Source organism: Yinghuangia aomiensis, assembly GCF_039542225.1.
In the GTDB taxonomy this organism is placed as follows: Bacteria; Actinomycetota; Actinomycetes; order Streptomycetales; family Streptomycetaceae; genus Yinghuangia; species Yinghuangia aomiensis.
The window spans coordinates 74,274-88,576 of record NZ_BAABHS010000001.1 but is presented as its reverse complement, the minus strand read 5'-3'; the positions used below and the strand labels follow the sequence as shown (position 1 = coordinate 88,576).

The following is a 14,303-nucleotide window of genomic DNA, read 5'->3' as shown; positions in this document are numbered from 1 at the left end:
AAACATACCCGGATGCGATGCTTGGTCGGCAGGGGTCCCGTTGTGACGGAACGCACGACCCACCTCGGGAGACCCGATGAGGTCTCGATCCATAGTGTCGCTCTAGTGTCGCTTCGACATGCAGGGTACCTACCCAGAGGTAACCCGACGACCCGGGAGGGCATCGTGCTCACGCGCATCGACCACATCGGCATCGCCTGCCGCAACCTCGACGAAACCGTGGAGTTCTACCGGGCCACGTACGGCTTCGAGGTGTTCCACACCGAGGTCAACGAGGAGCAGGGCGTCCGCGAGGCCATGCTCAAGATCAACGAGACGGACGACGGCGGCGCGTCCTACCTCCAGCTCCTGGAGCCGATCCGCGAGGACTCGACGGTCGCGAAGTGGCTCGAGAAGAACGGCGAGGGCGTCCACCACATCGCCTTCGGCACCGCGGACGTGGACGGCGAGAGCGAAGCCATCCGCGGCAAGGGCGTCCGGGTGTTGTACGACGAGCCGCGGCGCGGTTCGATGGGCTCCCGCATCACGTTCCTGCACCCCAAGGACTGCCACGGCGTGCTCACCGAGCTGGTCACCTCCGCGCCCGCGGACGCCGCCGGGCACTGAGCCGCACCGGGCGCCGGCCCGGTTACATGCCGACACGGCAACCGGCAAAAACGCTGACACAGCGTCAAACAGGGGGCGGGATTCCTACGGACCCGCCCCTTGGCACGCCCCGGTGATCACCGTTACGTTACCGATGGGTAGTTTCCGCACACCCTCAACTCCCGACGCCGACCCTGGAGGCCGACGATGAAGGAGATCCTCGACGCCATCCTTGCTGGGGACACCCCGCAGGAAGCGTACGAAGCCCTTCCCCTGCCCGAGTCCACCCGTGCCGTCACCGTCCACAAGGACGAAGAGACGATGTTCGACGGGATGGACTCCCGCGAGAAGGACCCGCGCCGCTCGCTGCACCTCGACGAGGTGGCCCTCCCCGAGCTGGGCCCGGGCGAGGCCCTGGTCGCCGTCATGGCGTCCGCGATCAACTACAACACCGTGTGGTCCTCGATCTTCGAGCCGGTCTCCACGTTCCGGTTCCTGGAGCGCTACGGCCGCATGTCCCCCCTCACCAAGCGGCACGACCTGCCGTACCACGTCCTCGGCTCGGACCTGGCCGGCGTCGTGCTGCGGACCGGCCCCGGCGTGCACGCGTGGAAGGCGGGCGACGAGGTCGTCGCGCACTGCCTCTCCGTCGAGCTGGAGAGCGCGGACGGCCACAACGACACGATGCTCGACCCCGAGCAGCGGATCTGGGGCTTCGAGACGAACTTCGGCGGCCTCGCGGACATCGCGCTGGTGAAGTCGAACCAGCTCATGCCGAAGCCGGCGCACCTGTCGTGGGAGGAAGCCGCCTCCCCCGGCCTGGTGAACTCCACCGCCTACCGCCAGCTGGTGTCGCGCAACGGCGCGGGCATGAAGCAGGGCGACAACGTGCTGATCTGGGGCGCGTCGGGCGGGCTGGGGTCGTACGCGACGCAGTTCGCGCTCAACGGCGGCGCGACGCCGATCTGCGTGGTGTCCTCCGAGGACAAGGCGCAGATCTGCCGCGACATGGGCGCCGACCTCGTCATCGACCGCAAGGCCGAGGGCTTCAAGTTCTGGAAGGACGAGCACAACCAGGACCCGAGGGAGTGGAACCGCTTCGGCAAGCTCATCCGCGAGCTGACCGGCGGCGAGGACGTCGACATCGTCTTCGAGCACCCGGGCCGTGAGACGTTCGGCGCGTCGGTCTACGTGACGCGCAAGGGCGGCACGATCGTGACCTGCGCGTCGACCTCGGGCTTCGTGCACGAGTACGACAACCGGTACCTGTGGATGAACCTCAAGCGCATCGTGGGCTCGCACTTCGCGAACTACCGCGAGGCGTGGGAGGCGAACCGCCTCGTCGCCAAGGGCAAGATCCACCCGACGGTGTCGCGCACGTACGCCATGGAGGAGACCGGCCAGGCGGCGTTCGACGTGCACCGCAACCTGCACCAGGGCAAGGTCGGCGTCCTGTGCCTGGCCCCGGAGGAGGGCCTCGGCGTCCGCAACCCGGAACTCCGCGCGAAGCACATCAACGAGATCAACCGCTTCCGCAACATCTGACGACCGCACACGCCACCCGCGGCCCCGCCCCGACGCCGAACGGCGCGGGGGCGGGGCCGCGCGCTGTTCGGGCGGACGCGAGCCGAGGGCTGCGGACTGTTGCGGCGGACGCGAGCCGACGGGCTGCGGGCTGCGGGCTGTCTGGGCCGACACGAGCCGACGGGCGCGCGGTGTCGGGGCCGACACGAGGCCGGGCGGCGGGCGCCCGACGAAACCGCGGGGCGTCGGGCACGGGCGTGTGGTGTCGGGGCGGACGCGCGCCGACGGGGCCGCGCGGTGGTCGCAGCGGACGCGGGGCGGGCTGGGAGGCAGCCGAAACCGCGGGTGTCGGACAAGGGCGCGAAGCGAAGGCGCCGGGCCGGCGGCAGGGCAGGGCCCGGTCACGAGGCCGGCGGGCCGGGGCCGCGGACGGCGGCGCTGCGAGGCATTGGCGGGCGGAACCGGCTCGACGTCCGACCCGATCTCGCCGTTTCCCGGCCGCCCGTTGCCTGGGACCGCGGCTCGATGCTGCCTCGGCGGCGCGCCGACTCCGGCCCAAACCGTGGCGCGCTGCCGAGCGCCTGGCATCCGCCGATCGCGCTGGTCGTCCACTTCCCCTCCACCCTCGCCTCTCGCCCGCCCGTCGCCCGTCGCCCGTCGGGTGTTCGTCGCGGCTCTTGCGTCGCGTCGGGTGCCCGTCCGTCAGGGCGCGGTTGCCTCGTCCGGCCCCTTTCCCCGGCCGGGTGGCCGCCGGTCGTGTGAGTCGGGTCACGTGGCGGGGGGTGGAACGCGGGGGGCTGGGGGCGTGGTTGGGGGGTGCGGGCGGGAAATCGTTCGCCGAGGCGGCACTAAGCTCTCCCGGGATCTGACACCATTTCCCCTGGCGGCGCACGGGCAGGCGGGCGGCTCGCGCGCCGGGGCATTACGGTGGCTGCCTGCACCGGCCTCCGCCCGGCGGATACGGTCGAGATCCGGCGGATCCCCCGTTTTCCGGTCGAACGTGGATCGGAGACCGGTCGGGATCGGGTCGGAACAGCTCGGGTCCGGAGGAGTCCGGAAGAGTTCGGTTCTCGGGCGGATTCGGGCCGGTCCGGGTCTGGTCAGCCCCGGGGATGGGTCGGATACGGTAACGGCGCTGGTGAAGACGCGGCCAGGGGATGGAGTGGGACCCCACAGTGCGGGGCTACGACGACCGCTTCGAGGTTGACGACGGCCTCGGCCAGATCGAAGCCGAGATGAAGCGGCTGCGAACTGAGCGCGAGGAGAGTGTCGCGCACGCGGAGGACCTCGGTTATCAGGTCGAGGTGCTTCGCGCGAAGCTGCATGACCTCAGACGCCAGCTCGCCACCCCCCGTTTCGACAGCATCGGCGGCCAAGCCGAGCAGATGCTCCGCAACGCCCAGCTGCAGGCCGAGCAGGTCCGCGCGGACGCCGAGCGCGAAGTCGCCGAGTCCCGCGCCCACACGCAGCGCCTCATGCAGGAGGCCCAGCAGCGCTCCGCGCAGTTCGAGGCCGACTGGCAGGCCGAACTCGCGGCCCGCCGCCGCCGTCTCGACGAAGAGCTGGCGCACGCCCGGCAGCAGACCGAGGCCCGCGTCGGCGAGAACGTCCAGTGGGCCGAGCAGGTCCGCGCGCAGGCCGACGAACGCGCCCGCCAGGTCGTCGACCAGGCCCGCGCCGAAGCCGAGCGGCTGCTCGCCGAGGCGTCCGCGCAGGCCATCACCGCCCGCGACCAGGCGTCCGGCGCCGCGCACCGCGCGCAGGCCGACGCGGACACCGTGCTGGCCCGCGCCCAGGCCGAGGCCGACCGCATGCTGGCCGCCGCGCAGAAGCGCGCGGACTCGGTCGGCGAACAGGTCGACCAGATCACGTCGGACCACCGCAGCCAGGCCGAGGCGATGGTGGACGGCGCCCGGCAGGAAGCCGACCGGATCCGCCACGAGGCCCGCGCCGAAGCGCACCGGGTCACCGGCGAGGCCGCCGAACGCGCCGAAGGCGCCTCGGCGAACACCGCGAGCATGCTGCGCGACGCGCAGGAGGAAGTCGCCCGCCTGCGCGCCGAAGCGGCCGCCGAGGCCGAGCGCCACCAGGCGGAGGCCGAGCGCCTCAAGGGCGAAGCCGAAGCCCTCCTCCAGGTCGCCGGCACCGACGCCGCGGACCGCATGGAGAAGGCGACCAGCACCGCCGAGACGCTGGTCGGCAAAGCCCGCAACGACGCCGACGAACTCCTGTCCAAGGCCCGCGAAGAGGCCGAGGACGTCCTGACGAAGGCGCGTACCAGCGCCGACGAGCACACCGCGAAGGTCAAGGGCGAAGCCGACAAGCACGCGGCGCAGGTCCGCGGCGACGCCGACGAACAGGCCGAACGGGTACGCACCGAGGCCGCCGCGGAAGCCGAGCGCATCCGCGGCGAGGTGTCCGGTCTGCTGGAGGCCGCCCGCGCCGAGGCCGCCGAACTCGCCGACCAGGCCCGGGCCGAGGCCAACCGGCTGCGTGCCGAGGCGGAAGCCGCCGCGGAGAGCCTGCGCACCGAAACGGTCGCCCAGGCGGAGGCCGACCGGGACGCCGCGCTCGACGAGGCCGCGCAGGCCCGCGAGAAGGCGCTCGGCATGCACGCCGAGGTCACGGCGGCGATAGAAGAGCAGCGTGCCGAGGCCGACCGGCTCAAGTCCGAGGCCGCCGCCGCGAAGCAGCAGGCCGAAGAGGAGTCCGCCGAGCGTCTGGCGGCGGCGACCGCGCGTGCCGACGAGATGCTCGCGAAGGCCGAAGCCGCTGCCGCGAAGCAGCAGGCCGACGCGGCGCAGGCGCTCGCGCAGGCCGAGTCCGGTGCCGCGGAGCGGTTGGCGGCGGCGACCGCGGCGGCCGAGGAACTCCTGGGCCAGGCCCGCGCCGAGGCCGAGCGGCTGCGGTCCGAGGCCGACCGGATGGTCGCCGAGTCGGAGGCGCAGGCGGGCGAGCGGCTGGAGTCGGCGTCCGCGGCGGCCGACGAGGTGCTCGCCAAAGCACGTGCGGAGGCCGAGCGGGCGACCGCGGAAGCGCGTACCGAAGCGGACGAACTCCGCTCGCGTGCCCAGGCGGACGCCGAAGCCGTGGAAGCGCGCACCCGCGAGACCGGGGAACGCCTCCTCGCCGAGGCGAAGACGCACACCGACGACGTCAAGGCGCGTGCCGAGGCCGCGGCCGAGGAGATCCTGGAGCGCGCGCAGGCCGAGTCCGGCAAGCTGCGCGAGAAGGCGGTCGCCGACACCGCCCGGCTCCGGGACCTGACGCAACGTCAGCAGGCCGAGTCCGCCGAACGGTTGGAGGCCGCGCGGGCCGAGGCCGAGCGCCTGGCCACGGATTCCGCGGAAGCCGCCGCGCAGGTGCGCGCGGAAGCCGAGACCACCGCCGGCGAACTCGTCGCCACCGCCAAGGCGGAGGCCGAGCGCGTCCAGCAGCAGGCCGCCGAGACCGCCGGACGCGCACACGCGGAGGCCGAGGAACTCCTCGCCACCGCCCGCGCCGACGCGACGAAGAACACCGAGACGGCCACCCGCCGCGCCCAGGACCTCGTGCGCGAAGCCGAGACGTGGTCGAACGAACTGCGCGCGGAGTCCGAGGCGTGGGCCGACAACCTGCGCAACGACGCCGAGACGTGGGCGACCGGCGTCCGTACCGAGGCCGAGACCCGCGCCGCCGAGCTGCAGACCGAAACCGAGTCGTGGGCCGACGACTTGCGCCGCAAGACGGAGGCCTGGGCCGGCGCGCTGCGCGGCGAGACCGAGACGTGGTCCCGCGAGCTGCGCACGGCGTCCGAGTCCGAAGCCGAAAAGCTCCGCACCACGTCCGAGTTCCAGGCCTCCGAACTCCGCGCCACGACGAAGGCGCAGGCCGAGGAACTCCGCGACGCCACCGAGGCGTGGGCGGCCAAGGTCCGCACCACCACCGAAGCGCAGGCCGAAGAGCTGCGCACCGCGACCGAGGCCTGGGCCGCGGACCTGCGCGGCACGACCGAAGCGCTGGTCGCCGAGATGGACCGCGACGCCGAGACGCGGGCCGCCGAGCTGCGCCGGGCGTCCGAGACCGACCGCCGCGAGGCGCAGGCCACCCTCAAGGCGGCGCGCGCCGAAGCCGCGGCGCTGACCGAACACGCCGCCGCGGAAGCCGCGTCCGTCACCGAACGCGCCGCCGCCGAGGCGGCCAAGCGGACCGAGACCGCGGCCCGCAACGCCGAACAACTGCTCGCCAAGATCCGCGCCGAAGCCGAGGAGATCCTCGGCGACGCCCGCGGCGAAGGCGAAGGCATCCGCAACGCCGCCCGCCGCGACGCCGCCGAACTGCGCGCCGACACCGAAGCGGCGGTCCGCCGGCAGCGCGAGGAATCCGAAGCGGGCGCGGCGCGCACGGTCGCGGAAGCCGAGCGCATGTCCGCCGAGGTCCGCGAGACCGCCCGGCAGGCCCTCGAAGAGGCCCGCCTGGAGGTCGTCGACCTGCGCGACCGCACGCAGGCCCGGGCCCGCGAACTCGTCGAGGCTGCCGAGACCAAGGCCCGCGAGATCCAGGACGCCGCACAGCTCAAGCTCCGCAAGGCGGACGAAGAAGGCGCCCGCACGATCCGCGAGGCCAAGGGCGAAGCCGACACCATCCGCGCGGCCGTCTCCGGCATAGAGGACGCGGCGCACGAAGAGATGGCGCGGCTGCGCACCGAGGCCGAACGGGAGTTGGCCAAGTCCCGCGACGAGGCGCAGACCCACCTGGTGCGCGCCCGCGCCGAGGCGGACGCCACGGTCACCGCGGCCCGCAAGCTCGCCGAACGCCTCAAGAACGACTCCGAGCGCGAAGCCGAACGCACCCGCACCGCGGGCCGCGACGAGGCGACCGCGACGCTGAAGTCCGCGGATTCCGACGCCAAGTCGATGCGCGAGAAGGCCAAGGCGACCCTCGACCAGGCGGTCGACGAGGCCGAGGAAACGCTGGTCAAGACCAAGGGCCACGTCACCGAACTGGTCGCGCAGGCCGAGCGCAAGGCCGAGCAGAAGCTGAAGTCCGCGTCCGAGCAGGCCACCAAGCTCGTCGCGGAGGCGGAGGCCGAGGACAACCGGCTGCGCACCGAGGCCGCCGACGTCATCGAGAAGGCCCGCAAGGACTCCGACAAGATGATCGCGGAGACCCGCCGGGACACCTCCGCGACCCGCGAACGTGCGGACAAGGAAGCCGAAGAAGCCGTCGAAGGCGCCCGCAAGCAGGCCGCGGAAAGCCTCAAGGCGGCGGGCAAGCGTGTCGACGCGCTCGTCGAAGCGGCCGAGGAACAGTGCGCCAAGTCCGTTGCCGAGGGCGAGAAGGCGAAAGCGGATGCCACGGAAGAAGCCGAGCGGATCCGCGACAAGGCCAGCGCCGAGGCCGATAGGGTACGTATTGCCGCGGTAAAGAAGGCCGAGGCGCTGCTTTCCGAGGCGGAGCAGCGGCTTGGCGATGCCCAGAAGGGCGCGGACGACCTGCGTGCGAAGGTGGCCGAACAGATCGCCGCCGCCCAGCGCGAGGCCCAGGCCGTCCGCCGCAAGACCGCGGCCGACGCGGACAGGATTCTGGACGACGCGCGGAGGGAGGCGGAACGCCTGCGCACCGAGGCTCGCAGGGAAGCCGAGCGGTCCCGGGCCGAGGGTCAGCGCAAGTTGGACGAACTCAACCGCCGCCGCAAGGACATCGCCACCGAAATGGCGCGCGTGCAAGGCGTCTTGGACGCACTGGCGTCTCCCGCCGGCTCGTCGTCGGGCAAGAACAGCAGCGCGTCACCACCCGATTGAGGGACGAAAGGCGGTTGTTCTCCGCAGCGTAGGTCGATGAGCCGTCTGTTTCGTGCCAGGATTCCACCCGTCACCTCATTAACCGCACCGGTCATACGACAGGAACCCCATGAGCGACACACACTCTCCGCACGGCTTCGATCTCGTCCGCCGGGGCTACGACCGTTCGCAGGTCGACGACCGCATCACGAAGCTCGTCTCTGACCGGGACAGCGCCCTGGCCCGCATCTCCGCCCTGGAGAAGCGCATCGAGGAACTCCACCTCGAAAGCCAGAACGTGCAGGCCCAGCTTGCCGATGCCGAGCCGTCGTACGCGGGCCTGGGTGCGCGCGTCGAGAAGATCCTGCGGCTGGCCGAGGAAGAGGCCAAGGACCTGCGCGAGGAGGCCCGCCGGGCCGCCGAGCAGCACCGCGAGCTGGCGGAGGCCGCGGCGCAGAACACCCGCGCCGAGGCCGAGCAGTACAGCAAGGAGCGCAAGGCGAAGGCCGAGGACGAGGGTTCGCGCATCCTCGACAAGGCCAAGACCGACGCGAACCAGCTGCGCGCGGAGGCGTCGAAGGACGCCGCGACCAAGCGCGAGGAAGCCGACGCGCTGTTCGAGGAGACCCGCGCCAAGGCCGCCCAGGCCGCCGCCGACTTCGAGACCAACCTGGCCAAGCGCCGCGAGCAGTCCGAGCGCGACCTGGCCGCCCGCCAGGCGAAGGCCGAGAAGCGCCTGTCCGAGGTGGAGCACCGCGCCGAGCAGCTGCGTCTGGAGGCGGAGAAGCTGCGCACCGACGCGGAGCGCCGTTCGCGCCAGACGATCGAGACCGCCCAGCGCCAGGCGGACGACATCGTCGCGGACGCCCGCGCGAAGGCCGACCGCATCCGCAGCGAGTCGGAGCGCGAGCTGGCGGCGCTGACGCACCGCCGCGACAGCATCAACGCCCAGCTGACCAACGTCCGCGAGATGCTCGCGACGCTGACCGGTGCGGCAGTTGCCGCGGCCGGCGGGGTCGGGGACGACGACGACAAGCTGACCGGGGTTCCGGCCCAGCAGACCCGATAGCGCGCCCCGGGTCCGCGGACACCGCGCGGTCCGGGCGGCACGTTCCCGCACGCCGCGCCCGTTTGCCGGTACGGCCGTTCCGATCCGTCGGAGCGGCCGTACGGCTTTTGTCCGGCCCCGGTACGCCGCACGGCGGCGTGGTCCCCTACGTCTCGCGGAGGAGACGAGGGACCTCCCTCGAACTTGAGAACGTCTCCGAACGGGCCTTGCGGGCGGCAAAGCGATCACCGCCGGTTCTCTATGGTGGTAGGGCACCGGGCACCCCGCAGCCGGCCCCACCGGAGCGGCACCCGCACAAGCCGACCCCTACGAGGACGTGATGATCGAAGCCCAAGGCTTGACGAAACGGTACGGCACCAAGCTGGCGGTCGATCAGCTCTCGTTCCAGGTCCGGCCGGGTACGGTGACCGGCTTCCTCGGCCCGAACGGTTCCGGGAAGTCCACGACGATGCGGATGATCCTCGGCCTCGACTCGCCGACCGCGGGCAACGTTCTGGTCAACGGCCGTCCGTACCGGCACGTCGCCGCGCCGCTGCGCGAAGTCGGAGCGCTGCTGGACGCCAAGGCGATGCACGGCGGGCGCACCGCCTACAACCACTTGCTGTGCCTGGCGCAGAGCAACGGCATCCCGAGCCGCCGGGTCGACGAGGTGCTCGACATCGTCGGCGTCCGGGCGGTCGCGAAGAAGCGCACCCGCGGCTTCTCGCTCGGCATGGGCCAGCGGCTCGGCATCGCCACCGCGCTGCTCGGCGACCCGGGCATCCTGATGTTCGACGAGCCGGTCAACGGCCTGGACCCGGAGGGCATCCTCTGGATCCGCAACCTGATGAAGGCGCTCGCCGCGGAAGGCCGCACGGTGTTCGTGTCGAGCCACCTGATGAGCGAGATGCAGGTGACCGCGGACCATCTGATCGTCATCGGCCAGGGCCGGATGATCGCGGACATGTCCATGCGGGACTTCATCGAGCGGAACTCGCAGGCGTACACGATCGTCCGCTCGCCGCAGCTGGACAAGCTGACGGCGCTGGTGGAGGCGAAGGGCGGGACGGTCGCCCCGGACGAGGGCGGCGCGGTGCGGGTCACCGGGCCGGAACCGGCCGCGATCGGCGACATGGCGGCGGCGCACGGCATCGCCCTGCACGAGCTGGCGCCGAAGTTCGCGTCGCTCGAAGAGGTCTACATGGCGCTGACGGGGAACGCCGTCGAGTACCGCGCCGGGGTTCCGGGGCAGCCGCCGCACCCGGGCGCGCCGGGTGCCCCGCAGGGCTGGGGGGCGCCCGCCGGGTGGGGTGCTCCGCCGCCCGGAACGGCGATGCCGCCGGCCGGTGCGCCGCCGGCCGCGTACCCCGCCCCGCAGATCCCCGCCCACGGAAGCGAGCGCTGACCATGGCAACTCCGACTCCCCCGCCGGCGCCGCCGGGTTCCGCGGCGCCGAACGGCCACGGTGCGCCGTACGGTCATCAGGCGCCGAGCTACGGGCAGCAGCCCTACGCCCAGCCGTACCCGCCGCAGCCGGGCATGCCCGGTGCGCAGCCCGCTCATCCGGCACAGCCCGCGCAGTTCGGCGTGCCCGGTCCGGCGCATCCGCACTTCGGGCGGATCCTGCTGTCCGAGTGGACGAAGATCCGCACCGTCCGGTCGACGACGTGGACGCTGCTGGTGATGGCCACGATCATCATCGGCATGGCGGCGATCGTCGGCGGCTCGGCGAACCCGAACACCGACCCGGACACCACGGTGACGCTGAGCCTGATCGGCGTGATGATCGCGCAGATCGCCGCGGCGTCGCTGGGCGTGCTGACGATTTCCGCGGAGTACACGACCGGGATGATCCGGTCGACGCTGACCGCGTATCCGCGCCGGGTGAGCGTGCTCGCGGCGAAGGCCGTGGTGTTCGCCGCGATCATGTTCGTGGTCGGCCTGGTGTCGTGCACCCTCGCGTACCTGCTCGGCGACGCGATGATGTCGAGCGAAGTCGCGCGGGAGCCGACGAACAGCGACATCGTGCGCGGCCTTGTCGGCAGCGCCGTCTACCTCGCGCTGATCGGCCTTTTCAGCCTCGGTATCGGGACGATGCTGCGGCACTCGGCGGGGGCGATCACCACGGTGCTCGGCCTGATGCTGCTGCCGTCGATGTTCGGCGGGTTCGTGCCGGGCAAGCTGGGCGAGGCGATCTCGCACTACAACCCGATGAACCTGCTGCTGAAGATGATCGCGGGCGCGGGCGACGTGGGCGGCAAGATCGAACCGTGGCCGGGCATGCTGCTCATGGCGGTCTACGCGGGGGCGTCGCTGATCGGCGGCGCGATCCTGCTGCGGTCGCGCGACGTCTGATCCGCCTCCCGCTTCGCTTCGGCCCCGTCCGGCAATTCCCGTGCCGGACGGGGCCCTTTGCGTTTTCACGGCATTTGGACGGACATGCCGTTTCCGCCCAACCGGAACATACGCATCCGTATAGCCAAAGATGACAAAGGAGTTGCGGGAACCGGGACCTTCCGGCCCGGGAGTGTGAGGATAGGATCCCTAGCCATGTTTCGGGAGGGGACGAAAATGGTCGGGGGAAACGCCATATCCGCGGACCCCGCGGCCGATTCGCGTGCGCCCGTGCTCCCCCTCGCGGACCCGCCCGCCGAACCGCCCGCGGCCGAATGGGCCATGCCGGGCAGCCGGATCGCGCCGATGAGCGGTGCGGCGATCGCCACCGCGACCGCCGCCGCGATGCTCGGCCTCACCGCGGCGATCCTGTCGGTCCTCACCCTGCATTCCGACGGGGCGAACCTGCACGCGGGCATAGTCGCGCTGTTCTACCTGCCCTCCGGAATCGTCGGCGTGATCTCCGCCCGGCTTCAGCACCGGTTCGTCGGCGCGCGCTTCGCCGCGCTGCAGGCCGAGATCGCCCGGCGGGCCGACGGGCAGCGCCGCCTCGCCGACGAAATAGAACGCCGCGGCACGGAGATCGCCGAACTCAAACGCAGTCGGCAACTGCTGCTCGCGGAAGACGACCTGCTGCGCGAACGCATGCAGGAATCGTTCGTGAACCTGTCGATGCGGACGCTGACGCTGGTCGAACGCCAGCTCTCCTTGATCGAGCGCCTGGAACGCGGCGAAGAGGACGCGAAGCGCCTCGACGACCTGTTCCGGCTCGACCACTTGGCCACCCGGATGCGGCGCAACAGCGAGAACGTACTGGTGCTCGCGAACGCCGACGAGCGGCACGGGCACCGGCCGCCGGGGACGCTGCTCGACGTGGTGCGGGCGGCGGTGTCCGAAATCGAGTTCTACGAACGGGTGGACATCGGCCACATTCCGCGCGCCGACCTGTCCGGCCACGCGGCCGACGACATCAGCCACCTGATCTCCGAACTGCTGGAGAACGCGGTCGAGTACTCCCCGCCGAGCACCCGCGTCACGGTCGCGGCGCGCACGCTGGAGAACCGCGGGATCCTGCTGACCGTCGAGGACGAGGGCTTCGGCGTCCCCCCGGAGCGCCTTCCGGAGCTGAACGCCCAACTCCAGGGCGGCCGCGCGGCGGCCTCGGCTTCCGACCTCGCCGGCCTCGGCGTCTTCGTGGTGGGCACCCTCGCCGTCCGGCACGGCGTCCGCGTCCAACTCCGCCCCCGCCGCGACGGCGGCCTCGCCGCGATCGTCATGCTCCCGGCGGGCCTGGTCCACGGCACCGGCCCCAGCCCGACGGAAATCAGCCACGAGAAGGACCGGGGCCGGAGGGAGAGCGCGGGCCCGGCCACGCCGGTGTACGGGACACCGGTGGTGCGGACGCCCACGCAGGGGACGCGGACCGGGACACCCGCACACGGGGTTCCGGTGGTGGAGACCCCGGCACAAGGGACATCGGCGGCCTCGGCCGAGGAGACCCCGGCCGAGGGGGCGCCGGCGGTCGGCGACTCGCGGCTCGGCGCTGCCGCCGCGGCGACGGCCGAAGGGGCAGGGACGGACCGGACGGCGGACGCACCGACGAGCCGCGCGCCAGGCGAGGCCCCGCCAAGCGGCGCTGGAGCGACGCCCCCTGGCGCCACCGCCTCGGGGTTGCCGCGCCGCGTGCCGAAGGCTGCACCGACACCACGACAGCGCGCGGGCGAGCCGACGGGCCCGGGCGGGGGCGGGCGCGGCACGGTCCCGCGCGACGTCTCGGAGCGGATCGCCGACGCAGGACGCGACTCCACCGCCTCCGGTCACCACCCCGCAGCTGCCCAGACGGACCACGTCACCGCACAGGGTCCCGACCCGTCGGAGCCTCACGCCGCGGCGGCCCGCGCCGCGGCGGCCGAGTCGCCCGCGGAAACCCCGAAGACCCGGCGTCGCGCGGCGTCCGATGCCGTGTCGGCGCTGTCGGACGCGGCGGCGCCCGCGGCCGCGTTGCCGCATCGACGGCCGCCCGGCGCCGCGGCGGAACAGGCTTCGCCCGACCCGCTGTCCCACCCGGCCGCCGCGGGGTCGGAAGACACCCACGCCGCCGATCGCGGAGCTGAGCCCGCCCACTCGCCCACCTGGCAGTCGGGTGCGGCCGCCGCGCAGCGCGGGGCTTCGCCGGGCGCGGCTTCCGGCGACGACGGCACGTCAGCCTCCGTCGGCTCCACTCCCCCGCTCCCGTCGCGGGCCACCGTCCGGCCGACCGCCGCCACACCGTCCGGTCTGCCCAAGCGGGTGCCCAAGGGCGGCGCGTCCGACGCGGCCCCCGCGTCCGGGTTGCGTGAGAACGGTCCTATCGCCGCCGAGGAACTGCGGCGTAGGCTCAGCGGGTTCCAACTGGGCAGCACTGCCGCGCGGGAAGCGCTCGGTGCGGAGGGGCCGCCCGAGCCGTCCGCACCGTCCGGGTCCGCCGACTCCGGGCAGTCCGCCGGTCCCGCATCCGGCCCACCATCCGCCGCACCGGCTTCCGGAGGTGACACTCGGTGAACGCTCAGGACACCGCCGCAGGACACGTCAAGTGGTTGGTGGAAGCCCTCGCGCAGGACGTGCCGGGGGTCCGGCAGGTCGTCCTGGTCTCGTCGGACGGCCTGCTGCTCGCCGCGGCGGGCGACCTCGTCGACGCGGACGGCGAGTCGGGCGGCGAGCGCCTCGGGGCGATCGTGTCCGGTCTCGTCAGCCTCGCGCAGGGCGCCTCCCGCGTCATGGGCCTCGGCGAAGTGCGCCAGCAGATCGTCACGATGGCCGAAGGGCACGTCGTGGCGATGTCCATCAGCGACGGTTCCTGCCTCGGCGTGCACGCTTCCGGCACCTGCGATCTGGCCGTGGTCGCCTATCAGATGACAGCATTCGTCCGCAGGGCCGGACACGTTCTCACCCCGGCCCTCCGCGCGCAGCTCCACCGCAGCCACGAACCGGGCACCGAGGCAGGGAGGTAG

8 protein-coding genes are annotated in these 14,303 nt (G+C 72.7%); all 8 read left to right on the top strand.

Translation table 11 applies throughout. The features are described from left to right. The first annotated feature begins 165 nt into the window (after positions 1-165). The 8 genes from mce to ABEA93_RS00325 all read left to right on the top strand — a co-directional run bounded on the left by mce (position 166) and on the right by ABEA93_RS00325 (position 14,303). Positions 166-606, top strand: coding sequence for a methylmalonyl-CoA epimerase (mce, locus tag ABEA93_RS00360; RefSeq protein WP_345673155.1), 441 nt, complete (start codon positions 166-168; stop codon positions 604-606). Between the two features lie 186 nt (positions 607-792). After that, positions 793-2,130 carry a crotonyl-CoA carboxylase/reductase gene (ccrA, locus tag ABEA93_RS00355; protein WP_345673154.1) on the top strand — a complete coding sequence of 446 codons (1,338 nt, stop codon included), beginning with the start codon at positions 793-795 and terminating at the stop codon, positions 2,128-2,130. A 1,136-nt stretch (positions 2,131-3,266) separates the two neighbouring features. After that, complete coding sequence (locus tag ABEA93_RS00350; RefSeq protein WP_345673153.1) at positions 3,267-7,892, top strand: hypothetical protein; 4,626 nt, start codon at positions 3,267-3,269, stop codon at positions 7,890-7,892. 109 nt (positions 7,893-8,001) lie between these two features. After that, on the top strand, positions 8,002-8,940 hold the full coding sequence (locus ABEA93_RS00345) for a coiled-coil domain-containing protein (RefSeq protein WP_345673152.1): 939 nt from the start codon (positions 8,002-8,004) through the stop codon (positions 8,938-8,940). Positions 8,941-9,259: 319 nt separating this feature from the next. Continuing rightward, positions 9,260-10,324, top strand: coding sequence for an ABC transporter ATP-binding protein (locus ABEA93_RS00340; protein WP_345673151.1), 1,065 nt, complete (start codon positions 9,260-9,262; stop codon positions 10,322-10,324). A gap of 2 nt (positions 10,325-10,326) precedes the next feature. Then, on the top strand, positions 10,327-11,274 hold the full coding sequence (locus ABEA93_RS00335; protein ID WP_345673150.1) for a hypothetical protein: 948 nt from the start codon (positions 10,327-10,329) through the stop codon (positions 11,272-11,274). Positions 11,275-11,544: 270 nt separating this feature from the next. Further along, positions 11,545-13,854 carry an ATP-binding protein gene (locus ABEA93_RS00330; RefSeq protein WP_345673149.1) on the top strand — a complete coding sequence of 770 codons (2,310 nt, stop codon included), beginning with the start codon at positions 11,545-11,547 and terminating at the stop codon, positions 13,852-13,854. Continuing rightward, positions 13,851-14,303 carry a roadblock/LC7 domain-containing protein gene (locus ABEA93_RS00325; RefSeq protein WP_345673148.1) on the top strand — a complete coding sequence of 151 codons (453 nt, stop codon included), beginning with the start codon at positions 13,851-13,853 and terminating at the stop codon, positions 14,301-14,303. Before ABEA93_RS00330 ends, ABEA93_RS00325 begins: the two co-directional genes overlap by 4 nt.

What these genes read in the sequence shown, in the direction of transcription:
- ccrA (WP_345673154.1), top strand. Translation starts at nt 793, where the DNA reads ATGAAGGAGATCCTCGACGCCATCCTTGCTGGGGACACCCCGCAGGAA.
- ABEA93_RS00350 (WP_345673153.1), top strand. Translation starts at nt 3,267, where the DNA reads ATGGAGTGGGACCCCACAGTGCGGGGCTACGACGACCGCTTCGAGGTT.
- ABEA93_RS00345 (WP_345673152.1), top strand. Translation starts at nt 8,002, where the DNA reads ATGAGCGACACACACTCTCCGCACGGCTTCGATCTCGTCCGCCGGGGC.
- ABEA93_RS00340 (WP_345673151.1), top strand. Translation starts at nt 9,260, where the DNA reads ATGATCGAAGCCCAAGGCTTGACGAAACGGTACGGCACCAAGCTGGCG.
- ABEA93_RS00335 (WP_345673150.1), top strand. Translation starts at nt 10,327, where the DNA reads ATGGCAACTCCGACTCCCCCGCCGGCGCCGCCGGGTTCCGCGGCGCCG.